The organism is Pectobacterium araliae, from assembly GCF_037076465.1.
GTDB lineage: Bacteria > Pseudomonadota > Gammaproteobacteria > Enterobacterales > Enterobacteriaceae > Pectobacterium > Pectobacterium araliae.
The window spans coordinates 1645969-1671205 of record NZ_AP028908.1; the positions used below are offsets into that span (position 1 = coordinate 1645969).

The following is a 25237-nucleotide window of genomic DNA, read 5'->3' on the forward strand; positions in this document are numbered from 1 at the left end:
ATAAATGCGTAATGTCGATGATTATCCTGCCTATTGCAATGTTCAATACAGAGAATAGACAGGGAAAACCGTGCTAACTTATTCGTTTACTTCACTTTCAAGCAAAAATATCAACGCCGTTTACTGATGATGCCATTGATTTTAGCTGTTCTGGTACGTTTAATGATTCATTTGTGCTTTCTGCTGAATGACCAAATTGTTGCTGGTAAGACGGGCCGCGGTTGTTGCCATCATGGTTATTACTCGCCATTTGCTGCTGCCAGGCCGATGAGTCACTGCCGACACTGCTCTGCCCAAGGTTAATGCCGCTCTCTGCCATCGTATTACGTAAATGTGGCAATGCAGCCTCCAACGCTGAGCGAACCTGGCTGCTTGCGGAAGCTAGGTGAATTTGCGCCTGGTTATCATCGATTTTTAGGCTGATGTGTAGGGGGCCGAGTTCTTGTGGATTCAAACGCAGTTCTGCGGTCTGCTGACCATTACGGCTGAACATAACGATTTGCTGACCCAATGCGTCTTGCCACTGTGGGGAGCCAAACGGTGCGTTCAGTTGCATGTTTGCTGTCTGAGGGGCTGGAGTAGTACTTCCCACGGCTGCCGGCTGAACGTGCATAGCCTGAACTACAGGCGACGTTGTTTGAGACGTGCTATTGCCTAAAGTGGAAACCGATTCAGAGGCATCACGATCGCCAGTAAAGGAATGTAGTGCAGTCAGTGAAAATTTTGCCACATCATCCTTAGACTCGGCCGGAGTCGCTTGCTTAGCTACATGAGGAAGATCGCGTGATAGGTCAGCACCTTTATCTGACGCGATTGATATGCCTGGCAGTGTTGCCAGAGTACTTTTGGCATTTTCATCTGCACTGCGTAGTACCGATGTGGAGGCTTCATTCTGGCGGTTAGCATCTATAAGTCCTGGAATAGCTAACCTATTATTAACGGCCGTAGCTTCGATACCATCAGGGATGGTCTGCTTAGGCAGTGGCGCAGTTTGCAACATGGCAAACAGTGTCTGTATTGCAATCGCGTCGTCTGCGGTATTGTCATCCTCTTTTTGGTTCAGATTTTTCAACTTCATCTGATCTGCAATTTCTGAGGGGGGTTTATTAGACGCAATAGCTACCCCAGTCAGAGAACTGAAGGAAGAAAGAAAGGCGTTTAAATTGTCACGACTGAGCAAGGTATTATCCTTACCCAAGGCATTTAACAAAGCATCTTCATCCACTTTGTCAAGCGTCTTTTTATTTGATGTATCAGCTGCTTGTGATATGCGTTTGCTCAACAGATCAACAAAATCTTTTGGCAGCTCACCCTGTGTCAGCAAAGAAGCAGAGGAACCGCTCGTATCACTGGCAGCGGTCGCAGCTATAGGTAATGCGGACAGATTCATGATTCTGTTTTCCTCTGTGAGGCCCGTTGGGCAAATTCATCCATTTGTTTTTGTTCTATTTTATTCTCTTTGGCAAGCTGCCTTGTCAGTTCACGATCTTGCAGTTTTTCAAAAGCGTTCAATCTCTGCTGCTTTTCTTGCCACGTCTTCATTGCTAAATCTAAACGTGATGTCCACTGAGAAAGCTGTTGCCTGTGTTGTTCAATTGCACTGTCCAACGTTCGGATGAACTGCTGATAATTTTGCCAACTATTATTCGCCATGCCAGAAGACATCGTCGAATTTAATTTTTGACGATAGTCATCCTGATAGTTTAACAGCATATCGAGCTGTTGCTCAGCCTGTTGATGAGCCTGACGCACCTGACCCAACTGACCTGCGGCTTTCTCAACGTCCTTCTGCGCCAGTTCGCGTAGTGTAACCAGCGGTGACTGGGTTTTCATCTGCTCTCCTACTCGTTACGAGGGAAAATAGTGTGCAACGCCTGGCAGGATTCATCATAGTCACTTTGTTCAAACATACCCTGTTGCAAGAAGGCTTCCAAATAGGGATAGAGCCGAATTGCTTTATCGAGCATAGGGTCACTGCCTGCGGCGTAGGCACCCACACTGACTAAATCACGGTTACGTTGGTAACTGGATAGTAACTGTTTAAACTGCCTTACAGAAGCATAGTGACTTTCATCAATCAGTGCTGTCATCGCACGACTAATCGATGCTTCAATATCAATTGCCGGATAATGGCCAGACTCTGCGAGTTGACGAGATAACACGATATGTCCGTCAAGGATAGCTCGAGCGGAGTCGGCTATAGGATCCTGCTGATCGTCACCTTCTGTCAGAACAGTATAGAAGGCGGTGACAGAGCCTCCTCCATGAATACCATTTCCTGCGCGTTCTACCAGAGCAGGTAATTTGGCGAAGACAGAAGGTGGATAACCCTTGGTTGCCGGTGGTTCACCAATTGCTAAGGCAATTTCACGTTGCGCCATAGCATAACGCGTGAGTGAATCCATGATTAGCAGTACGTGATGACCACGATCGCGAAAATCTTCAGCAATACGTGTGGCATATGCCGCCCCTTGCATCCTTAATAATGGAGAAACATCCGCCGGGGCAGCGATAACGACAGAGCGTGCCCGTCCTTCCGTGCCTAGGATATTCTCGATGAAATCTTTCACTTCTCGACCACGTTCGCCGATAAGGCCAACGACAATGACGTCAGCCTGAGTATAGCGCGCCATCATGCCCAACAGCACGCTTTTACCAACACCTGAACCTGCAAACAAGCCCATTCGCTGCCCTCGACCTACGGTGAGCAAGGCATTGATGGCTCGAACCCCCACATCAAGAACACTCTCGATTGGCGTTCTTTGCAATGGGTTGAATGGTGGCGTAATCAGTGGTGCACGATAGCCTGTATCGGGTGCGGGTAAACCATCCAGCGGTTTTGCGCTACCGTCTAACACTCGGCCTAGTAATTCAGGGCCTAAGGGTAATTGCTTTCCTTGGCTGCTGCTGTCTTGGCCAACGCGAGCGTAAACACGCGCACCAGGGGTAATACCTTCAACTTCTTCCAGCGGCATAAGAAAGAGTTTTTGCCCGTTGAAACCGACAACTTCGCTTTCGATTTCTTCAACTTGAGAACCGTTCTGCCGTTCGATGAGACAGGTTGCGCCCAGCGGCATATGTAGCCCTGTTGCTTCCAATACTAAACCTGTTGCCCGGGTTAAGCGACCATAGCGACGCACTGAAGGGGTGTCGTCAATACGCTTCTCAAATGAATCGAGAGAAGAGAGCCAGCGCCCAAGGCGTGAAGTCATCATAGTTCTCCCGGTGCAGCTAAACGGCAAAGTTCATGCCAGCGCGTCGCCAGGCTGGCATCCAGATCGCCTTCCTCAGCGCTGACCTTACAACCACCAGGGTGGAGTTGCCCATCAGCCAGCAATCTCCAGCCGTGTAAGCTGAGTGTTGGACCCAAATATTGTTCAACGCGTTCTAAATCTGAAGGATGAACGCGCAATTGTGTTTTACCTGAAAACATCGGTTCTTGTTGGATCAATTGCTGTATCTGAGCAAGTAAAGCGTTACCATCGCATACCGGAGGCTGCCCTAGAATCTGTTTGGCTGCGGTCAGTGCTAGCTGCATCAGGCGGGCAGGGATAACACTGTCAAGCGTATCCAACGTCTGCTGGAATTCAGTGACCATATTTTGCATCTGTTCAATCATCGGTTGCTGCTGTAGCAAGGCATTCTGCAAGCCTTGCTGTTGACCTTGAGCTAAACCTTCTTGATAACCTGCGTCATACCCTTGTTGATGACCTTGTGCAAAACCAGTTTCTCGAGCCTGTTGCATTGTACTTTCGCGCAGAGACTCCAGTTCATCCTCTGCGGAGAATAAGGAGTTCTCTTCACTTGAACTCGCTACATCAGGAAAATCTGGCTCATCATTTACCTGGTATGTTGGGGCTGCTTTTGACACGGGGTCAGCCAGCTCGTTGAGCTGCCAGGGCTGCCAGGCTAGATTTTTTGAGGCGTTAGACATAAGCATCCTCGCCGCCACCGATAATCATCTCGCCACTGTCTGCCAGTCGACGAACGATAAGCAGGATCGCTTTCTGTTCGTTTTCGACCTGCGACATACGCACTGGACCACGTGTAGACAGATCGTCGCGAAGGATTTCCGCCGCACGCTGGGACATATTGCGCAGGAATTTCTCGCGCAAAGGTTCTTCGGCACCTTTCAATGCCAACAATAGCGACTCGGACTCGACTTCTTGCAGAAGGCGCTGGATGCTGCGATCGTCCACGTCCACCAGGTTTTCGAACAGGAACATTTCGTCGATGATTTTTTGTGCCAATTCGCCATCGAACTCGCGTACAGCATCGATAACGGCTTCTTCTTGCTGACTTTTCATCAAGTTGATAATTTCAGCCGCAGTGCGCACACCACCCATCTTGCTGCGTTTGATATTTTGCCCATCCAGCAAGCCATTCAGCACGTCAGTCAGTTCTGCCAGAGCTGAAGGCTGAACGCCGCCGAAGGTTGCGATACGCAGCATGACATCATGGCGAAGACGTTCGTCAAACAGGGCTAAGATATCGGCAGCCTGAGCGCGTTTCAGATGCACCAAAATGGTTGCGATAATCTGTGGATGTTCATCGCGAATAAGATCTGCGGCAATCTGCGGCTCCATAAAGTTGAGCGTTTCCATACCGCTGGATGTTTCGCGACTTTCCAGAATATCTTCCAGCAGGCTAGACGCGCGCTCTTCACCCAGTGCTTTGACAAGCACGGCGCGCAGGTAGTCACTAGCATTAACACTCAGTGCTGCATATTGCTCAGAATCAGCTTCAAATTCCTTGAGAATATCTACTAATTGTTGATGTGAAACCTGGCGCATATTAGCCATTGCCGCACTGAGGTGTTGTACTTCTTTGGTTGAAAGATGAGTAAACACCTCTGCAGCACGGTCTTCACCGATTGTCATCAATAAGATGGCGCTTTTTTCTGTTCCTGTCAGGGTCATAGTTCACTACTCATCCATTGGCGAATCACCAGAGCAACCACGCGCGGGTCATTTTCGGCCAGTTCACGTATCCGGTTACTTTGCATTTCCGCACTAACGCGTTGTTGAGATTTCCGTTGTTGCTCAATTTCAGAGGTACTGAGATTCACAACGACATCATCATTACCCTTATTCAGGGCGGCCGCCGCCAATGCCGCTTCTTGTTGCTGAGATTTTCTCTGTAGTTGCGGACGAACTAACTTACGCCACAGAATCCAGGCAACAATCAGAACCAACAACCAACGACCCGCTTCCATCAGGAGATCGAAGAAAGCTTGTTTTTGCCAGAAGGGGAGTTCACTAGAGCCTTCGGCACCGTCCATAAATGGCGTGTTAACGACATTCAATGTATCACCACGCTCAGCAGAGAACCCCATCGCTTCGCGTGCTACCGTTTCAATCTGTTTGATCTGATCTTCCGTCAGCGCAACGGGTTTACCATCCTCACCTGGAGGCTGATAGTTAACGATAACAGCCGCAGACAAGCGTTTCACACCACCCGTGCTATGTTTGGTATGTAAAATCGTCTTGTCGACTTCATAGTTGGTCGTTGCATCATTGCGAACATTTGATGTCTGAATGACTGCATTGGCAGAATTAGCTGGTGTACCCGCGGCATTGTTTGGGTTCTGCTGACCAGCCTGGTTGTTTGCATTGGCATTATTTGGCGCGGTTGCAATAGGGGCTGTCGGGGCTGGTGCCGGCTGATTGGTCAATGCCCCAGGAACACCACCGACATTCGGACCTCCTTTCTGCTCACTCTGGCTGGTTTGTTGGGAGCGAACAGCTGCTTTATCCGGCGGTTGATTGGGTTGATATTGTTCGTCAGTTTGTTCGCGAGCAGAAAAATCGATTTGCGCAGTGACCTGAGCATGTACGTTGCCCATACCGACCATTGGCGCGATGATTGACTCTATACGGCGCTGGTACATTGCTTCGACTTCGTTGCTGTACTTAAGCTGCGCAGCATTCAGATCTCGGCCGCTACCACCCGCCTGAGTTAATAGGCGTCCGGTTTGATCGACGACAGTAACATTATCCGGCGGCAGACCCGCAACGCTACTGGAAACCATGTAAACAATAGAGTTGATTTGACCTTCATCTAAAGCACGACCTGGTTGCAATGTCAGGGTGACAGAAGATGAGGGAGATTTTTGCTCACGAACGAACAGTGAAGGCTTCGGTATGGCAAGGTGAACTCGCGCGTTTTGTACGGGGCCCAGTGTTTCTATCGTTCTGGATAGTTCACCTTCTAGCGCGCGTTGGTAATTAATTTGTTCGCTGAATTGGCTGATGCCAAATTTTTCCTTATCGAGCAATTCAAAGCCAACAGCGCCGCCTTTTGGTAGTCCCAGTTGGGCAAGTCGGAGTCGAGTCTCATAGACATTTGCGGCGGGAATCATGATCGCGCCACCACTTTCTGCAAAGCGATAAGGGATATTCAGCTTTGTTAATTCGCTGACAATCGCTCCGCCATCCCGATCGTTTATATTGCTATAAAGTACCCGATAATCTGGGCCTTTAGCCCATAACGTCAATGCGACAACAATGGCAATTGTCGCTGCTGCTGCGATGAGTAGCGGAATCTTCGGATTGGCGCGTAACCGGCTGAGTATTTCGCCAAAGCTATTTTTACCGGTAGCGAAGCCGGTTAATGAGGCGTTCATACTCTATCTCTGCTTGGTTGTTGAACGATATACTTAACGTTGTGACGTGACAAAACAGAACTCCCTGATTGCGCAATCAATAAAACACTTCGCCCACATTTGTCGGCATGTCATTATTTTCCGTAAAAGAAAAATCGATGGGTCGATAAGGTGGCATTTTTCACGCTAATTACCCCATTAAGACTAAATGGGGTGTGGTAGGGTATCGCTGTCATAAATGTGCATAGAAAGCCTAATTAGTCAGGTTTAGCGAGGTAACATGTCGATTCAAGGTATTAATGGTGTTCTACAACAAATGCAGGTGAACGCTCTGCAAGCTTCGGGTACGCCAATAGCCAGACCGTCGGTAGAACCTGGTTTTGCCAGTGAGTTAAAATCGGCGATTGATAAGATCAGCGATACACAACAAGTCGCTCGTGCGCAAGGTGAAAAATTCACTATGGGCGTACCGGGTGTAGCATTGAATGATGTAATGGTGGATTTGCAAAAGTCATCCATTTCAATGCAGATGGGCATCCAGGTGCGTAATAAACTGGTATCGGCGTATCAGGAAGTAATGAATATGTCTGTTTGATGTCGTTTAATGGCGTCTTACTGTAATGATTAAAGTTATTGCACGTCATCTCACTGTTAAGCAATAGGATGACGTGCGATATTTATTTGTGCCAACTTCTGCTTGTCTATTTCTTGTCTTCACGTCCTTTACTCTTTAAATTCTTAACGTGTACTGATTTCGTTATGCCGATAGTTTGAGTATGCAGAGTAAAAGCACCGTTTGTGGGTAAAAAACGTGCCCGTATCAGGCGGAGATAGGGCGCGGAGTGTCGTATATAACGAGTATAAAATTATGAATTTGGCTCACCTGGAAGCAGTCGCTGCCCAGCAAATTCGCTATAAGTTGTATTAATGGACTTTTGCTTCAGTGATTGCCCCATTAACGAACTTAACTCATCCATCCGCTTCTGTAGAAGTTGTTTTACTTTCGCTTCATTATCCATCACTTCCTGCAAAATCTGTCGCAGATGCAAACGCATCACGCTGTCGATTTCGTCAGGAATTGGCGTGTTAACTAAGCCTTCAACGGACTGAACATAAAAAATCTCTTGCTCAACCAACGTATCCCATTGGCCGCTGACGGCCAAATGAAGAATTTTTTGACTCAGAGACAAAAGCTGTTGGTAATCTTTTAGAAGCCGATGGGGGGAGGCCATTAACGTACTTCCTGCTCTGGTTTGTAATTAGGGCCGATTTGCCGCCAGGCATCAGCGATATTTTCCAGTAACACTTCGACTTCTTCTATCGCTTTGGCATCGTTATGTAAATTAGCAATTAACAAACGCTGAGACATGTAGTCATACAGGGCGGACAGGTTTTCAACCAGTTCACCACCTCTTTCCATATCTAGTCCAGCTTTGAGCCCATTATTAATAATGTCGATTGCTTTAGATAACGCCATGCCTTTGCCGGGGATATCACCTTGCTCCATGAGGATGCGTGCGCGCACCATTGCACTGCGCGCACCATCAAACAGCATAACAATAAGCTGGTGCGGGCTTGCGCTCATCACACTGCTTTCAAGGCCTACCTGAGCATAGGCCTGACTGCCTTTCATATTGTACATCTCGTTACCTATCTACTTAATCTGCAAACTTTAGAGTTTGGAGAACATGTTGGTCAACTGGTTGACTGTACTGCTCATATCAGACATGGCTTTATCTAATTCAGTAAATTGCTTTTGGTATCGAGCAATCGTCTGCTCGATACTATCACTGACCCTAGTGTATTGAGTATCTAACGATTTCAATGTGTTGTTTATGCTATCTTCTTTCGTCTTAATCGTTCCCTCTTTTGTATCGAGAACTTCTTTCAAATAGCTTCGGGTCTGTGTTGCAAAACCGGTTTTATTATTGTCCCCTACGAAAAACGCTTGCACTTTTCCTGGTTCTTCTTTCAGCGCTTTGTCGAGAGTGGTATTGTTTATTTCAAGCTTGCCTGTCTTAAAGTTTTGCGTAATACCTAAGTCAGCAAGAATGCGGAATTCGCCACTTGCGCTCTGAACGGTCGTCAACTGGGCTTTGAGTTCATCCTGAATACCTCGGACGGTTGAGTCGCCTATTAAAGCGCCGTTGCTACTGGACTGTTCTTCTCCCGCCTCAACTGAGGTGTATTTAGTTTGTGATATAATGGTGTCTTGCAAAGCATTATAGGCATCAACCCATGCCTTAACCGCGTCCTGCATTGCAGTAATATCTTGATCGATGGTCAAGGTTTCAGGTTTGTCAATTTCTGTTTTTGCTTGCAATGTCAGTGTTACGCCCTCGAATGCATCATCGATCGTATTACTTTGGCGTTCAATTTCGATACCGTTTGCTATGATTACTGAGTTTTGTGCCGCGACTTTCTCGGTCGTTGAACCCAAAACACTGTTGCTATCAGTTAATGTAATCTCACCTTTTTCACCACTATTTTTAGCGGTTATCATCAAATAGTATTCGTTGTCTTTCGCCTTCACTACGCTAGCGATGACTCCACCATTCGCTTTGTTAATCGCATCACGGACATCATTGAGCGAAGTTTCTCCCCCTTTAATATCAATGGTTAGTGATTTTCCGTCAGCTTGAGCAACCTTTAGCGTAGTATCCGTTGCGCTTAATGCAGTGGTTGCACTGGTTTGAACTGAGGAAGTAATTGAGTGTGCTTGCGCTAATTGTTTGACTTCTACGCTATAGCTACCTGCAACTGACTTGCTAGCCGTTGTCGCTGTAAAAGCCTTATTGGTGCTGGAGACTTTGGTATTAGTAATGCCGTCAATAGAACCCGTTACGGTACCAAAAGATTCAGACTTGGCTAAGGTATTGTTAGCGGTATTGAACTTGTCGAGGGCACTTTTAAGTGAGCTAACACCTGTAAGCTGAGCTTTATAACTGCTTTGCTGAGTAGTAATTGGGGTCAGACGCTGGTTTTCAGCAGTTCTTAGATTAGTTAGCAGTGTTGATAAATCCAGACCTGAGCCTACACCTAATGAGGAAATACTTGCCATGATCGAATCCTTTTATTCCGAGTTTAGCTGTCTATGTGGAAGTTATCGGCAGTATCAATAATAAGTTTAGCAGGTAAGATGATGTAACTTTTACTGTGCCATACCTTCCCTTAGTGGGGCCTCCTCATCATGTCGTAGTTCTGACTGTGGATGAAGCAAAATTACAAGATGACTTGGGCACTTATTAGAAGATGAGAATCTGTTTAAAAATAAATTTGGCAAAAAAATTAAAGCTTCTGAAAAGCGTTCCGATAAATGTTAGCGACGGGGATGAACCCGTGGGTCTAACCCGAAACTTACATCTCATCGATTAAGGAAATTTATTATGGCCGGTATTAACACTAACGTAATGTCTCTGATCACTCAGAACAACCTGAACAAATCTCAATCTTCTCTGGGTACTGCTATCGAGCGTCTGTCTTCTGGCCTGCGTATCAACAGTGCTAAAGACGATGCTGCTGGTCAGGCGATTGCGAACGGCATGACTGCACAGATTAAAGGCTTGACCCAGGCTGCCCGTAACTCTAACGATGGTATTTCTCTGGTTCAGACCGCTGAAGCTAACCTTAACGAAATCAATAACAACCTGCAACGTATCCGTGAACTGTCAGTTCAGGCAGCAAGTGACACCAACACCACTGAAAACCGTGAATCAATCGCACTTGAAATCTCTCAACGTGTTTCTGAAATCGACCGTATCACCAATACCGCTAAATTCAACGGTATCGAGCTGCTGAAAGGTGGTGCTGACATTTCTATTCAGGTTGGTGCGAATACCGGACCGGACGATGCCATCGCTATCGGTTCAAGCGCGCTGATTGCTTCTTCTTCTGGCGATCTGGGTGTTACTGGTCTGGATGTTTCAACCGCTGCAGGTGCAACAGCATCAATCAGCGCGGTTGATGCTGCTCTGAAACAGGTTGACACTGCACGTAGTAACTTGGGTGCGATTCAGAACCGTTTCGAATCTACCATTACTAACCTGAATAACACGGTTAACAACCTGTCTGCTGCTCGTGGCCGTATCGAAGATGCTGACTATGCAACTGAAGTGTCCAACATGAGCAAGGCTAACATCCTGCAACAGGCTGGTACTTCTGTATTGTCTCAGGCTAACCAGGTTCCACAAAACGTCTTGTCTCTGCTGCGTTAATTTTTCGACGCACATCCTTATCAGGATAATGATAATGCTGAACCAGCCCTCGGGCTGGTTTTTTTATATGTATTGCAGTGATGCTGATAATTGCCCTGCTAAGGCAGCGCTGTTCTTTCGATTGTTATTCCTGATTTTTGTTAGGTTAATAGGCTATTGTGAATAGAGATAGGTCTGCTCCCTAATGGTTCGTAATACGCCCTCATCTGTTGGTATTCCTCCATCTGCCAATAACGCTGCTGCTTCTAATATCCTTCCTTATACCTCGCCGGCGCATTTACAAGCCGTCGCATGGTTACACGGCGTAAAATGTGCTGTACCTGAAAACGCAAGGGTGCTAGAGCTTGGGTGTATGGCTGGGGAGAATCTTTTTCCTTTTGCACTGGCCTATCCCCAGAGCTCGTCTATCGGCATCGATTTGGACGTGGAAAAGGTTGAAGAAGGGCAACAACTGCTGATTGAGTTTGGCGTTGAAAATCTTCAACTTGCAGCGATGGATTTAAACACCCTGCTGGAAAGCGAGTTAGGGCAGTTCGATTATATCATTGTGCATGGCATTTTTGGCTTAGTGAGTGGTGAAGCTCGAACTGCATTACTGCAATTTTGCCAGAAGCATCTTTCTCCTGTTGGCACGGTAAGCTTCAAATACGCTACGTATCCCGGTGGGAAAACAGCGGAGGTATTGAAGGATGCATTAAGCCTTCATACAAGCTTGGCCGAAACAGTGGAACAACAGCAAGAAAGTGCCAGAGCTATGCTGACTTATCTGTCATTAGGGTTGTCTCCTCATAATACTCAGGAAAAGGCGCTACGGAAATGGGTCGAGCAGGCTGAACAGCAGAGTGATGTTCAGCTAGCGCTGAATTATCTACAGGGCCTGAATGAGCCATGCTATCTGTTAGATTTTAACACATTAGCCACTGGGGCCGGCCTGGCCTATGTTGGCGATATTCAGCCACATACAGAATTAGCTGAACATTATGGTGAAAATGTTTCTAGCATGCATCAGGTCATTTGTGCGTCGATGCACAAAGTGTTGAAGCAACAATATCTTGATTTTGCTGTCGGAAGAGAAAGTAGATTTAGTTTACTTGTGTCACAAGAACGTTTAGAAGAAGTTTTACCCGAGCCGGATTGGTCGCGGTTAGCCGATTTTCACTGGGCTGGCAGTTTCCTTCCGTTTTATACAGAGCAGGGTACAAGTACTAATAGGTGGCGTTCTGCCTCTGGCGTCATGGTTACAACCAGCCATCCTCTGACGCAACGTGTGTTAACTACGTTAGGTGAATCTTGGCCATTAGCTCAGTCTTTTCAGCAACTTTTATTTAATACTCGTGAACCAGAAAAACCTGAAACCGATGAACGAGTTAACGTGCAAAATGCATTGAAGGCTTTGTTTATCAAAGGATTAGGTGAGTTGCATTTTAGACTTGGTGGATGTGTTTATCAGAAGAGCTCATCGCCTGCGCTTTGCCTGTTGCCTGGTGTCCTAAAGGCAAAAAACAACTTTAACTTCTGGCATGAGCCCGTATCGCTAGAGTTGTCGGATGCTGAAAAAATATCTCTGGCTTCTTGGGATTTGTGGAGTGGTCAGCAAGATGAAAATTACTTCCCTCTTATGCGGCGTTTACATCAGCATGGTGTTTTACAAGGGAGGGTTCGTGCATGGCATCGCTACTTCCAGAATGCATTACTAGCAAGTTCCGGCATAAAGGAGATTATGTCGTATATCGGTGCATTAGTGTTTTATGTCAGCGATCCTAAAACTGGTGGTGTGTACAAATCACCCTTACTCACAAATGGATATGCGGTAAAAGCGGTTAAGATTGCTGAAAAAACGGTGCAGGAGATCGCTTGGTTAATTTCCAATGGTGACTTTATTCAGGCAAGGTATATTGCAGAGCGATTGACACAAAAAGATCCTGAGAATATTGAAAACTGGAACCTGCTCGCCGACACATTAAGAAAAACAGGGGACGCAGAAGGCGCTTCCTTAGCATTAGTACAAATTATCTCCCGACATTTGTTCAGTTGGAGTGTCTATTACGATCTGGCAACCCAAAGCCAGGACGCCGGACTAAAGCGTGAAACATTAAATCTGGTACGAAAAATTATCCGATGCGACCCTGAAAATGCGCAGGCCTGGAATCTTTTAACCGTTATTCATTTAAGTCTCTATAACTTAGAGCAAGCAGAATTTTGCGGAAAAAAAGCTATTGGCCTGAATGAAAATGATGTATCTATATTGAATAGCATGGCGGCTATTTACGAATCACATTCTCAACAGGATGAAGCAAACAATTATTATCGGCGTATTATGGAGCTCTCTCCTAACGCTTCGAATCTGCATAGTAACTTTCTCTTTGGCCTAACGCACAGTAGTACGATTTCACCAGAAACCCTTTTCCAGGAACACCGGGAATTTGGTCTGCGTACTGAGGCGAGAGTAGAGAAATTGAAGCTACAACTCCCTGTGCGCCAGTATGATAAAAATCCTAATCGGGTTTTACGTATCGGTTTTGTCTCTGGGGATTTAGGGTTGCACCCGGTGACTAATTTTCTTGAACCGGTTTGGAATTCAATTAATCTCGACTGTTTTTCATTATATGTCTATGCGACATCAACATTGCATGATGAAGTAACCCAGCGTTTAAAAGAAAAAACAGCTGCTTGGCATTTTGTAAGAGATAAAAGCGATGTTGATCTGGCAAAGCTGATTGGTGAAGACAAGATAGATATCTTATTCGATCTTTCGGGCCATACTGCGTATAACCGTTTACCCATGTTTGCATTGAAGCCAGCGCCAATACAGATTAGCTGGATCGGTTATCCAGGAACAACAGGGTTACAGGCAATGGATTATTTTATGAATATTAACCATGCCCCGCAGCCTGAAATTTTCGATCATCAGTTTATTGAAAAAATACTTTATGTACCATTTACCCAACAGTTTCAAGTAATCACAGACAGTCCTGATGTCGGGAAGTTACCCGCTCTTGATAAGGGCTACTTTACGTTTGCCAGTTTTAATCGTCCAAAAAAAATCAACGATCAGGTTTTAACAGCATGGTCAAAGATTCTGATGGCGCTTCCTACTAGTAAGATGATTATTGGTGCACTTTCAGGGCAACAGGTTATCGATAATATTCGCAATAAGATGGTGTCTATGGGGGTGTTAGCTGAGCAATTAATATTCCGTGAAAGAACCAACATAACGGGATATTTAGCCATGCATAATGAAATCGATCTCCTATTGGACACCTTCCCTTATACTGGCGGAACGACGACAAACTATGCTTTGTGGATGGGAGTTCCCACGCTGACGATAGCAGGTGATACACTTGCTACCCGTCAAGGTGTAGCGACATTGAATGCTGCAGGATTATCCGAGTTTATCGCAACCTCTGAAGAGGATTATATCCAGCGGTCAATCAACTGGAGTCTGCGTCTCGACGAGTTAGCGTTAGTTCGTGCTAACTTACGTGCTCGGTTAGCTAATGATTATAATGAAAAAGTAACCCCTGCAACCTATTTTGAGCGTGCTTTGCAGATAGCTTGGCAGCGTTATTGTGCAGGAGAGGCGACGATAAGTTTTTCTATTGAGCGCGATTCGTATAATTAAAATGTATTGAGCACAGCTTTGCTGTGCTCTTTGCTCGTTACTTGGTCGGTTATATACCTTTGTGTTGTAACTACGGATGTTAATTTCTGCGAGAACGATAATGAAAAATCCGATATATGTAACAAGCCCATTACTTCCGCCGTTGGAGGAGTTTACGCCATATTTGGAAGAAATTTGGAAAAATAAATATTTGACAAATAACGGCGCATTCCATCAACGCTTGGAAAATGAATTGGCCCAATATCTGGGGGTCGAGTATCTGAGCTTATTTAGTAATGGCACATTGGCACTGCTTACTGCGCTGCAAACGCTCCGCATCACTGGAGAAGTTATTACAACACCTTATTCTTTTGTGGCAACATCACATAGCTTGTTGTGGAATGGACTAAAACCAGTATTTGTCGATATCGACCCTGTTACCTGTAACCTTGATCCAGATAAAATAGAAGAAGCGATTACCCCCGCAACTTCTGCTATTTTGCCTGTGCATTGCTACGGTATCCCCGCTAACGTCGAAAGAATTCAGCAACTCGCTGATAATTATGGTTTACGTGTAATTTATGATGCTGCGCATGCTTTCGGTGTTAAAAAGGATGGTGTCAGTGTTTTGAATCATGGTGATTTGTCTATTCTCAGTTTTCATGCAACTAAAGTATTTAACACCATTGAGGGGGGGGCAATTATTTGTCCTGATGCTAAAACCAAAAAACGTATCGATTATTTAAAGAATTTTGGTTTTGCAGATGAGTTAACAGTCGTTGCCCCTGGTATCAATGGTAAGATGAATGAAGTACAGGCTGCTTTTGGCTTATTACAGTTAAATTATATTGATAGCGCTTTGCTAAATCGTGAAAAAATATACAATCGTTACTGTGAGCGATTGATCGATATTCCGGGTATCCGACTGATTAATGTCCCTAAAAATGTCACATGGAATTATGCATATTGCCCAATATTCGTCGATTCGTCGTTTCCTGTCGATCGTGAAGTGCTATATGAAAAATTGAAAGAGAAGAATATTTATACTCGGCGTTATTTTTATCCACTGATTAGTTCATTTCCTATGTACCGAGGTTTAGAAAGTGTGATAAAAAATGATCTTTCTGTTGCTAACTATATTTCTAATATGGTTTTATGCTTGCCAATATACTCTGACTTGGCAGAGGATGAGCAAGATCAGATTATTAATGAAATTCTATCTTTTCTATAATGTTATAATAATCGGGTTTTCTGAACGTTTGAGGTGACATGAATGATACTAGGTATTTATGGAGCTGGGGGGTTGGGGCGTGAAACACTAATGCTAGCTCAACTTATCAACGCGAAAGAAAAACGATGGGAAGAGATTCTCTTTATCGATGATATCAATCCTGAACGTGTATTGAAAAACATCTCGGTTAAATCGTTCGATCAGGTAAAAAATATAAAATTTCTAGAAGTAGTTATTGCAATTGGCGAACCTGCAATTAGAGCTTCGATGGCTGAAAAAATCAGGGGTAGCGGAGTTAATTTAGCCACACTGATTGATCCATCTGCTTATATTTCACCGTGTAGTAAGATAGGGGAAGGCGTTGTTATTTATCAGGGAGTGAATATTTCATGTGATACCTGTATCGAAGATAACGTGATCATGCAGGCTTTTTCTAGTATTAGTCATGACTGTCACATTGCCGCTCATTCAATAACGTCTACTTATTCTGCTATGGCTGGGGCTGTTTATGTTGGCACCAGAACATTTATTGGCATGGGAGCGTTGATTAAGGAAAAAATTCGTATCGGTAATGATGTTATTGTCGGGATGGGAGCTAACGTGGTTTCATCAGTACCTGACAAAATGGTAGTTTTAGGGAACCCTGCGAAAATAGTAAGAGAAAATGACAGCAATAGAGTGTTTAGGTAGTTTTCTTTTTAATGAAGGATCTTCATCTAGGAGTATGATGTATGACTGAGTATAAACATGCAAAATCGATGCCTCAGTTTTATCGTGATGTTTTTTCCCGTGAATTGGATCTAGGGGATATTGGGAGTTTACCCCAAGAATTTGTTACCGCTATCATAGAGGGAAATACAGATACTCTGTTAATTAATAAAAAAATTTATGGTTATGATAGTGGATTAGAAACAAGTCATGATGAAGCTTTAAAGCAGCTGTTACTTACTATATCACTGGCAAATATAGCATTTGATGGGAAATTTGAAGGGAAGAACGTAAGATTACCAGTGGATTATATTGCGAATATACGAAATTCATTGGTGGAGATAATAAACCTTAAACCTTGTGTAGAATATCTTGTTGTTGCTATTCAATTACTATTTCGCATTGGTGATGTAGAAGCTGCAGTCACACTAATCAATAATAATTTCTCCGTCCTGAGCGATTCTCCCGCTGCATTTAGAATACTGCTCATGATTTGTATGATCGAAGAGGATTATGATCTGGCACTTCCATTAGTGCAAGAAATGACAACCAAGCAACACCTCATTGGTGAACATTGGTTTACATTATTAATGGTGACTTGTGCCATTTATAAACTAGGCGGGCACCCTGAATCTTATATAGATTTTCGTCCACTTTTAAAAGGTAATAAATTTCCTTCCGATGATAATTATAAATGGCTAATCAAGCAGGAGGGAAATAATGGAAAGATAACTGTAATTATTTCGTGTGACGTAAAATATTATTATGAACATGCGATATCAGCGTTGTATTCAATATACGAGACTAATAAAGATAATTTTAATGTACATTTTCATGTCTATAATATAGATGATGCAACCTATAATGATATATTAAAGAAAAAATCCTCTTTCCCAGAGTTAAATATTTCGTGTACAACTGAATATTTTTCTGGAATGAAGGGGATGAATGTTCACTATGCGTCAAGGCGTTTTGTTTTTTCTCGTCATGCGTTGTCAGTTTTAAATTCACCCGTTTTAATACTTGATGCTGATTGTTTATTTAGAAAAAATTTTTCAGAAACCATTAAGCAATGGCAGTCAACTGATCTTGTGTTAACAGAAAGTGAAAGTGCTCCATTTTGGGAGAAAGCTTTGGGAGGGTTTATTTATCTGGGTGGTGGACTAACCTCAAAAACATTTATCGATAAGACGGCCTCTTTTATTCATACTAATCTGCTGAGTGATAATAGTGTCTGGTTTTTAGATCAGGTTGCGCTCTCTGCTGCTATTGATGCTGTCGGTATGCCTGGTGATATTTCCAGAATAGACCCTGCTATCGTTTGTGATGTAAGTCATGTGAGTTATTCATTACTATGGATGGTGACGACTGTGAAAAATGCAGAAGGGAAATACTCCGATTATAAAAAACGGCTAATCGAAAAATATCATATCGTTTAAAACTTTTTGTGTAAAAGTAAGGCGAATTTTGCCTTACTTATTTCTATTTGTGCGCCGGGCATGGCGCGTAGCGCCTTGACGGGCGCTGTCCGTTGACTGTAGTGGTCAAGGGGCGACTTGGCGGTGAAAGTCCTCTACACACCCGGCAAGGGGAAGTGTTAGCCGAACGGCAAGGGTGCCCACCGCGAGGTGGGATCTGAAGGAAGCTGAAGGCAAAATGCTGGCCTGACGAACAGGAAGCAGTTTAGGCGGCACAGCGGGGTAAGGTGGCAAATATCATCAAAGCCCAATACTTGCACAGAACGCTGTGACGTAAAGCTGACAGGCATAAGCAGGAAGGTCGCGCGAATTACCCCGGGAGGGCTGCACGTTTGCTTCAGGGCTACCGAGCGTCGAGAGGCGACGGGATGAACGTGCAGCAGTCAGCCGAAGCCGTAGTAGTGCTGCATAACTGGCAGCATGAAGGGCTGAACATGATTAACCGTGATTAGGACACCGATACTCGATGGGAATTAATGAGGCACAAGCGCAGAGCACTGCGGCCAGCGGCAGAGGAGACGGACAGTATCCGTCAGTGCTGCATGAGGGTGCTGAAATCCCCACGGCGGTCGGTGGGCAAACGAAAGCGGAAATGCCGTTGACGATGGAAACGGTGATAACGAGAGAGAACCTGATGCTGGCCTATCAGCGCGTGGTGGAAAACAACGGCGCGGCAGGGGTAGATAACCTGAAAGTGACGGAGTTGAAGCCGTGGCTGAAACAGAACTGGGCGAGTATCAGGCAGGCATTGATTACGGGCGCCTACCAGCCGCAGGCGATACGCAGAGTGGATATCCCAAAGCCGGACGGCGGCGTGAGAACCCTGGGTATCCCGACGGTAGTGGACAGGCTTATCCAGCAGGCGATAGCACAACAACTCAGTCCGGTCGTGGAGCCGCACTTCTGCGAATCGAGTTACGGGTTCAGAAGTAACCGCAATGCGTGGCAGGCAGTGCAACAGGCACAGCGCTACATACAAAGCGGGAAACGCTGGGTGGTCGATCTGGATCTGGAAAAGTTCTTTGACCGGGTGGATCATGACATTTTGATGTCACGTCTGGCGAGGCATGTCAGGGATAAACGGCTGTTGAAACTGATACGTCGCTACCTTGAAGCGGAAATGACGAACGGGTGCGAGACAGAGAAGCGAGGTAAGGGAATGCCGCAGGGCGGACCGTTGTCGCCGCTACTGTCGAACATTCTGCTGGATGAACTGGATAAAGAACTGGAGCGTCGAGGTCACAGCTTCTGTCGCTATGCGGATGACTGCAACATTTACGTGAGCAGTCGCAAAGCAGGCGAGCATATCTTTAGGGCAATCAGGGTGTACCTGAGAGACATACTGAAGCTAAAGGTCAATGAGCAGAAGAGTGCGGTGGCGCGACCGTGGGAGCGTAAGTTCCTGGGATACAGCGTGACACGGCACAAACAGACCCGACTGAAGATCGCAGGGAGCAGTGTCGAGAGGCTGAAGGAGAAGATCCGTAGCCTGACGACAGGGCACGCGACGAAATCAGTGAAAGGCGTAATCAATGAACTCACACCGATACTGCGAGGCTGGATGAGCTACTTCAGATACACGGAAGTAAAAGGAGTTCTGGAGAAGATTGACGGCTGGGTCAGGCGTAAACTGCGCAGTCTACTGTGGCGGCAATGGAAACGAACGTATACGCGAGCCCGAATGCTAATGCGAGCGGGCTTGTGTGAAAAGCGAGCGTGGAGGTCGGCGAGTAACCAGCGAGGAGCGTGGTGGAACGCGGGGTCGAGTCACATGAATGATGCGATAAAGACGGCGCAGTTCAGACGACTCGGCTTGATATCACTAGTGGAGCAGCAACGGCAGTTCCAGAGTTAACATGAACCGCCGTATGCGGAACCGCACGTACGGTGGTGTGAGAGGACGGCGGGAGTAATCTCGCCTCCTACTCGATTAGGAGGCGAGCTATTCCTGCTTTTGCTGGTGTATAATTCCCACATTTTTCATAAAATGCAACAGCCTCATCAAGCATGTTATGACACTCTAGTATTACTGCAATATTGTGGTTGGCTTTGTAAGAATTGACGCCGCTTTTTCTTCCTGGAGGCATACTAATACATTGCTGAAAATTATCTAATGCTCCCTGAAAATCAGAGTTATTCATAAGGATTAAAGCTTTTAGAAAAATAAAATCAGTAGATGGGTAATATTTTTCATATTTTAATACATCTAATGATTCTTTATATTTTCCAGTGTTTATAAGGCTATATCCATAGCATTCAATTAAGTTTTCATTATAGGTAAGAAAGAAGTTACTTTGAAGTTTAATTGCTATGGAAAAGCTATTTATAGCTGAAATATAATCTTTTCTCAGGTAATGACTTTTCCCTAATTGATAATGAAGATAAGGTTCTTTTGGCGTATCACTGATAGCTTTTTCTAGCATGCTAATGTTTCTTGCTATCTTATTTGTTTGACGAAGAACCTCTTGCTGGTAACCAATATGGTTTAATACTATTGGCGCAGTAAAACGTTTTGTTGTGTGCGTGTTAGTTGTTCTTGGAACAATCTGCTCGTGAATGCTTCCTTCATAATAATAGAGATCTTTCCGGAAAAGACGACTGAAATTTTCTTTAACAATACTATTTTCACCGTCCTCATCTATATGATCCAGTCTTTCGATGTTGCCGATTTTAGTAGCATGCTGGTGAAGGAGTTTGGATAATTCAGCCATATCAATTAATTCAATTTCTTCATCAGCATCAATGACCAGTACCCAGTCATGTTTTGTAAATTGTAGGGCGTAATTTCTTGCGGCGGAAAAATCGGCTATCCATTCAAAGTCATAAACTTTGTCAGTAAAAACCCTGGCGATATTTTTTGAGTCATCGGTCGAACCAGTATCTACGACAACAATGTCGTCGAAATATTTTACAATCTCTTTCAGTGCGTTGCCTAAGTGTAAAGCTTCGTTTTTTACGATCATGCAGACTGATATCATTTATGTACCACATTTTTAAAGGTTTGATATTACTCAATACTATATGATTTTATCAGTGATAACAATTTGATACTTGCTCGCCATCGCTGATGATAAAAGGGTGAATGAGTGACCGTAGACTTTCATATTATTGATTGTAATGCTTCTGGCATCATTAGCGTTTATATTTATCTGTACTAAAGGTTTCACACTGATGTTGACTTCTAAAGGGGAAAGTACGATTTATCTATTTATGTCTGCGCTAAAACATGTCCCCTCTAGAGAGATATACATCACAGATTTTGTGTCGCATTGAACCCTCTGTACGGGCCATTTGTGTTTCTCTCCGCAGACTCCTTACTCAATCCTGTCATACATGGCATGAATAACCTCCTTTTTTTGACGCTATTCAGGCGATTGGCTACCCTACCTAAAAGCATAATAGTGTCGATAACACTATCATCGTAGGTATTTGTCACTGTGAGCGATTTGTATACCGCCGAAGGCACAATGGATAAAAATTCCCTTTGGAAGCGCTATGTTCCACTAGTGCGCCATGAAGCCTTGCGTTTACAGGTTCGTCTCCCCGCGAGTGTTGAACTTGACGATCTGCTACAGGCCGGCGGTATTGGCCTGTTAAGCGCCGTTGAGCGTTATGATTCGTTACAGGGTACGGCGTTTACCACCTATGCCGTTCAGCGAATTCGTGGCTCGATGTTGGATGAATTACGCAGTCGTGATTGGGCTCCACGCAGCGTACGGCGTAATGCGCGGGAAGTGGCACAAGCAATGCAACAAGCTGAACAGCAGCTCGGTCGTACTCCAACGGAACAGGAAGTTGCGCAGACCCTGAATATCACGCTTGAGGATTATCGTCAGATATTGCTGGATACGAACAATAGCCAGCTTTTTTCTTACGATGAATGGCGTGAAGAACATGGTGATAGCGCAGAGGCGTTACTGGAAGGCAATGAAGATGCGAATCCATTGCATCAATTGATGGAAGGCAATTTGCGTCATCGAGTGATGGATGCGATTGAAAGCCTGCCAGAGCGTGAGAAATTGGTGTTGACGCTCTACTATCAGGAAGAGTTGAACCTGAAAGAGATCGGTGCCGTTCTTGAAGTGGGGGAGTCGAGAGTCAGTCAGTTGCATAGCCAGGCGATAAAGCGCCTGCGCGTGAAATTAATGAATGATATCTAATTGCGTCGCGTAGGAATATTGTTATCAACATATATCTTCAGCTACTGAAGTTGTAAGCCATAGCAATTTTTGAATATTGATAAGTGTCTTGCACCAGTATTCAACTGATTAATGCTACCTGTTTTCAGTTCGCCAGGTTCCTCTGGCGTCATGAAAAATGCTACTGCTTCACGTTGAGATTATGTATTGTCATGGAATGGATTCATGCACTCATCAATTCGGAAGAAACAGCTGTTAAGCCGTTATCTGAAAGACTTCAAACATAGACAGACCAACTGTTCCCAGTGCGATAAAGAGCTTGATCGTGTTTCACTGGTATTTCGCAATCAGCTTATTAATAAAAAATCGATTGGCAGCATCGATAGGCTTATCGATGACGAAATATGGTCTGGCCTGCAACAGGAGTTAATCCCTCTTTGCCGCTTTTGTAGCGAAATATTATGCAATACCACTGCTAGCTATTTCGATATAAAAGCTTTCACGCAATATCTGATCGAGCAAACTGAAGTTCGCCACAGCACGATGCGCGAGTATGTCATTCGTCTGCGGCGCTTAGATGAGTTGTTGGCTGCCAATAATTATCCCGCAGAAACCTTTTCTCGGCACCGTGATGGAGTGCAGCAGCGCGTATGTGATTATCTTCCCAGCATTGAGCAAAATATTTACCGTAGCGCCTTACGAAAATACGATCAATATCTGGATTGGCAGCGGCATTTCTGACGTGTATCAAGCGTCGTTCTCGTGCTGACATTGCCAAATCATGGGATACTGACTATACGTAAATATTATGACAGTGTAAAAAATGCTTGCATTGCAGGAGCAAATTATTGCACTGTCATACAACTGAAATCATTCGACACTAATTTTTAGGTAAGGGTTAGCAGTAGTTCTACGATGCGATCAATCATTATTCAGTGGAATAGTTGTTGTCACAGTGAGGAACGCGAATGGTAATGTCCTTTTTTGGACTTGGTAGTCGATGTCAAGATTCTACGTTGCTGACTCGCCGATGCGAGGGATTTTTCTCCCACCTATTTTCTATACTGCGCCACTCTCTTTTTACCCAAGTTCTTCGTTTATTTTCTTTTTTTATCCATGAATGCTCGACCCGTTTTTTGCTCGGTTCGTGGGTGACTCGTGTATATTCTCCGTCCGCTATTGGCTTAATAAGGAAGCCTAACCTCGTTAGTGAGTTAAACGTCACGCGCTGCAAAGCAGTGCGGTAAGTGAAACAAACTGTAAGGTGCCACTATGGGAAGACAAAAAGCAGTGATCAAAGCTCGTCGTGAAGCCAAACGTGTTATCCGTCGTGATTCGCGTAGCCATCGTCAGCGTGAGGAAGAATCGGTCACTTCTCTGGTACAGATGGGCGGGATTGAAGCAATCGGAATGGCGCGAGAAAACCGTGATAATTCCGTCATTCAAGCTCGTACCGCCGCCCAGGAACATTACTTGTCTGCGATAGAAAACAAACAGTTGATTTTTGCCACAGGCGAAGCTGGCTGCGGTAAAACGTATCTGAGCGCTGCGAAAGCGGCGGAGGCACTAATCCATAAAGAGGTTGAGCGTATTATTGTTACGCGGCCAGTCTTGCAGGCTGACGAGGATCTTGGTTTTTTACCCGGAGATATTTCGGAGAAGTTCGCGCCTTATTTCCGACCTGTTTATGACATACTCTTGCGGAGGCTGGGATCGTCTTTCATGCAGTATTGCTTACGGCCGGAAATTGGCAAAGTCGAAATCGCGCCTTTTGCCTATATGCGCGGACGGACATTTGAAAATGCGGTTGTGATTCTGGATGAAGCGCAAAACGTGACGGTGAACCAAATGAAAATGTTCCTGACGCGTTTAGGAGAGAATGTCACCGTTATCGTTAATGGTGATGTGACGCAGTGTGATTTGCCAGCAGGGGTTAAATCCGGGCTGCGTGATGCACTGGAGCGTTTTGTTGAGGATGACATGATTGGCGTGGTCTCTTTCGGTAAAGAGGACTGTGTGCGTTCGGCGCTGTGCCAGCGTACGCTTCATGCCTATGGCTGATATCTGCGTAGCTGGGAAATGAACATTCCTGTGCTATAGCCATATAAAAGAAAACGCCCCTGACTTGCGTCAAGGGCGTTTTCTTTTATATGGCGGTGAGGAAGGGATTCGAACCCTTGATACGTTTTCACGTATACACACTTTCCAGGCGTGCTCCTTCAGCCTCTCGGACACCTCACCGGGGTTGCCTATAAGAGGCAACGGGGCGCTACTATAGGGAGTCACTTAGCTCCGGTCAAGCAGTATTTAGCGTGAACGGTGCGTCTGGCTAAGCATTGAACGGTAATGGATAGTCCGCATGACGGTGTCGTGAAAAGGCAGGTAAAATAGACAGGGAATGAGCATAAAAAAAACCACAGACCGCGATGGCCTATGGTTTTTTTGCAGCTATCGGACGATTACGCCAGCAGCGTTTTGATGTAGCTGGTCAGTGCTTCGTCTTTGCTGTTAGCGAAGAAGTATTCCTGGAATTTAGGACCAGCAATCGCGCCTTTAACCAGATCCTGATCGAGATTTTTCAGGATGGTGATCAGATCGTTGTAGGTTACGGCTTTTACCGCATCCAGGATTTTCTTGTTACGTTGTTGAGGAGCAACGCGATCGCTCGGATAGCCTCTGCCACCTTCTTCTTTGAACAACTGGGTAAACAGGTTTTCCAGGTTCAGTTCAGCGCCCCAGCCAAAGCCTTTAGCGTAAGGAACGGATACCGCATTACCGTTGTTGATCTGAGAGAACAGGTAAGCATCAGATGGGTCAACAACCAGACCACAAATTACGCCAGGGAAAGAGTTACAAGCCAACATTGCGCCCTGGCCAGTACCACAACCGGTCACAACGAAATCAGCCGCGCCAGAGTTTAGTAGGATAGCTGCCAGAATACCGTTTTGGATGTAAGTCAACTGCGCTGCATCTTCAACGGCGTATTGGCCGTAGTTGTGTACAGTGTGGCCGAACGGTACAACCGCTTTAGTTAGCGACTCGGCGATGATAGCGTTTTTGGCAGCCTGGCTGTTTTCATTAATCAGTGCAATTTTCATGTTCGTTCCTTTTCTGTGACGGACAAATACATTTTTTAAAACTGTATTTCAAATTGATGTGAGCAGTATACCGTTTCAAAAATAAAGCGCAAATCGTCGAAGCAAAGAATGCGGCACAGCCCATAAATTCGGGAAAAGCACGATGAAGAAAAAATGAATGATGT

General features: G+C 45.1%; 21 protein-coding genes and 1 tRNA gene. 10 read left to right on the plus strand and 12 right to left on the minus strand.

Annotated elements, in window-relative coordinates:
* Window positions 1–97: 97 nt before the first annotated feature.
* The 6 genes from AACH44_RS07400 to fliF are packed head-to-tail and all read right to left on the minus strand — an operon-like array spanning window position 98 to window position 6625.
* Window positions 98–1390 (minus strand): flagellar hook-length control protein FliK, encoded by a 1293-nt coding sequence (locus AACH44_RS07400; protein ID WP_261847924.1) that lies wholly within the window; start codon window positions 1388–1390, stop codon window positions 98–100.
* Window positions 1387–1833, minus strand: coding sequence for a flagellar export protein FliJ (gene fliJ / locus AACH44_RS07405; RefSeq protein WP_107167769.1), 447 nt, complete (start codon window positions 1831–1833; stop codon window positions 1387–1389). The genes AACH44_RS07400 and fliJ overlap by 4 nt, the downstream gene beginning before the upstream one ends.
* Before the next feature lie 8 nt (window positions 1834–1841).
* Entirely contained in the window at window positions 1842–3212 is a 1371-nt protein-coding gene (gene fliI / locus AACH44_RS07410; RefSeq protein ID WP_107167768.1) for a flagellar protein export ATPase FliI, read from the minus strand.
* Complete coding sequence (gene fliH / locus AACH44_RS07415) at window positions 3212–3934, minus strand: flagellar assembly protein FliH (protein ID WP_261847925.1); 723 nt, start codon at window positions 3932–3934, stop codon at window positions 3212–3214. Before fliH ends, fliI begins: the two co-directional genes overlap by 1 nt.
* Window positions 3927–4919 (minus strand): flagellar motor switch protein FliG, encoded by a 993-nt coding sequence (fliG, locus tag AACH44_RS07420; protein WP_261847926.1) that lies wholly within the window; start codon window positions 4917–4919, stop codon window positions 3927–3929. The genes fliH and fliG overlap by 8 nt, the downstream gene beginning before the upstream one ends.
* A complete protein-coding gene (gene fliF, locus AACH44_RS07425) occupies window positions 4916–6625 on the minus strand; it encodes a flagellar basal-body MS-ring/collar protein FliF (RefSeq protein ID WP_261847927.1) in 1710 nt (569 codons plus the stop codon). The genes fliG and fliF overlap by 4 nt, the downstream gene beginning before the upstream one ends.
* A gap of 259 nt (window positions 6626–6884) precedes the next feature.
* On the opposite strand from fliF, the gene fliE reads away from it, so the two are divergent.
* A complete protein-coding gene (fliE, locus tag AACH44_RS07430) occupies window positions 6885–7199 on the plus strand; it encodes a flagellar hook-basal body complex protein FliE (protein WP_261847928.1) in 315 nt (104 codons plus the stop codon).
* A 271-nt stretch (window positions 7200–7470) separates the two neighbouring features.
* On the opposite strand, the gene fliT is transcribed toward fliE, so the two are convergent.
* The 3 genes from fliT to fliD are packed head-to-tail and all read right to left on the minus strand — an operon-like array spanning window position 7471 to window position 9665.
* A complete protein-coding gene (gene fliT, locus AACH44_RS07435; RefSeq protein WP_261847929.1) occupies window positions 7471–7836 on the minus strand; it encodes a flagella biosynthesis regulatory protein FliT in 366 nt (121 codons plus the stop codon).
* Window positions 7836–8246, minus strand: coding sequence for a flagellar export chaperone FliS (gene fliS, locus AACH44_RS07440; RefSeq protein WP_261847930.1), 411 nt, complete (start codon window positions 8244–8246; stop codon window positions 7836–7838). The genes fliT and fliS overlap by 1 nt, the downstream gene beginning before the upstream one ends.
* Before the next feature lie 30 nt (window positions 8247–8276).
* Window positions 8277–9665, minus strand: coding sequence for a flagellar filament capping protein FliD (gene fliD / locus AACH44_RS07445; RefSeq protein WP_261847931.1), 1389 nt, complete (start codon window positions 9663–9665; stop codon window positions 8277–8279).
* Window positions 9666–9990: 325 nt separating this feature from the next.
* Between fliD and AACH44_RS07450 the strand changes: the two genes are divergently transcribed.
* From AACH44_RS07450 to ltrA, 6 genes are all read left to right on the plus strand, one after another.
* Entirely contained in the window at window positions 9991–10818 is an 828-nt protein-coding gene (locus tag AACH44_RS07450) for a flagellin (RefSeq protein ID WP_338659545.1), read from the plus strand.
* 184 nt (window positions 10819–11002) lie between these two features.
* Entirely contained in the window at window positions 11003–14440 is a 3438-nt protein-coding gene (locus AACH44_RS07455; protein WP_261847932.1) for a methyltransferase regulatory domain-containing protein, read from the plus strand.
* 100 nt (window positions 14441–14540) lie between these two features.
* Window positions 14541–15650: a DegT/DnrJ/EryC1/StrS family aminotransferase gene (locus tag AACH44_RS07460; RefSeq protein WP_111778795.1), complete on the plus strand. Its 1110-nt coding sequence runs from the start codon at window positions 14541–14543 to the stop codon at window positions 15648–15650.
* A gap of 42 nt (window positions 15651–15692) precedes the next feature.
* Window positions 15693–16340: an acetyltransferase gene (locus AACH44_RS07465; RefSeq protein ID WP_261847933.1), complete on the plus strand. Its 648-nt coding sequence runs from the start codon at window positions 15693–15695 to the stop codon at window positions 16338–16340.
* A 41-nt stretch (window positions 16341–16381) separates the two neighbouring features.
* Window positions 16382–17797 (plus strand): hypothetical protein, encoded by a 1416-nt coding sequence (locus AACH44_RS07470; RefSeq protein WP_261847934.1) that lies wholly within the window; start codon window positions 16382–16384, stop codon window positions 17795–17797.
* Between the two features lie 505 nt (window positions 17798–18302).
* Window positions 18303–19691 (plus strand): group II intron reverse transcriptase/maturase, encoded by a 1389-nt coding sequence (gene ltrA, locus AACH44_RS07475; protein ID WP_338659228.1) that lies wholly within the window; start codon window positions 18303–18305, stop codon window positions 19689–19691.
* A 67-nt stretch (window positions 19692–19758) separates the two neighbouring features.
* Here ltrA and AACH44_RS07480 read toward each other — a convergent pair whose 3' ends face one another.
* Window positions 19759–20814, minus strand: coding sequence for a tetratricopeptide repeat-containing glycosyltransferase family 2 protein (locus AACH44_RS07480; protein WP_261849953.1), 1056 nt, complete (start codon window positions 20812–20814; stop codon window positions 19759–19761).
* Window positions 20815–21273: 459 nt separating this feature from the next.
* Between AACH44_RS07480 and AACH44_RS07485 the strand changes: the two genes are divergently transcribed.
* The 3 genes from AACH44_RS07485 (at window position 21274) to phoH (ending at window position 24036) form a co-directional block, all read left to right on the plus strand.
* Window positions 21274–21996, plus strand: coding sequence for an RNA polymerase sigma factor FliA (locus tag AACH44_RS07485; RefSeq protein ID WP_137741665.1), 723 nt, complete (start codon window positions 21274–21276; stop codon window positions 21994–21996).
* A 204-nt stretch (window positions 21997–22200) separates the two neighbouring features.
* On the plus strand, window positions 22201–22716 hold the full coding sequence (gene fliZ / locus AACH44_RS07490) for a flagella biosynthesis regulatory protein FliZ (RefSeq protein WP_261849954.1): 516 nt from the start codon (window positions 22201–22203) through the stop codon (window positions 22714–22716).
* A 531-nt stretch (window positions 22717–23247) separates the two neighbouring features.
* Complete coding sequence (gene phoH, locus AACH44_RS07495) at window positions 23248–24036, plus strand: phosphate starvation-inducible protein PhoH (protein WP_005970633.1); 789 nt, start codon at window positions 23248–23250, stop codon at window positions 24034–24036.
* A 90-nt stretch (window positions 24037–24126) separates the two neighbouring features.
* Here phoH and AACH44_RS07500 read toward each other — a convergent pair.
* Window positions 24127–24216: transfer RNA gene (locus AACH44_RS07500), tRNA-Ser, on the minus strand.
* Between the two features lie 218 nt (window positions 24217–24434).
* Window positions 24435–25073 (minus strand): RpiB/LacA/LacB family sugar-phosphate isomerase, encoded by a 639-nt coding sequence (locus tag AACH44_RS07505; RefSeq protein ID WP_261849955.1) that lies wholly within the window; start codon window positions 25071–25073, stop codon window positions 24435–24437.
* Window positions 25074–25237 lie beyond the last annotated feature (164 nt).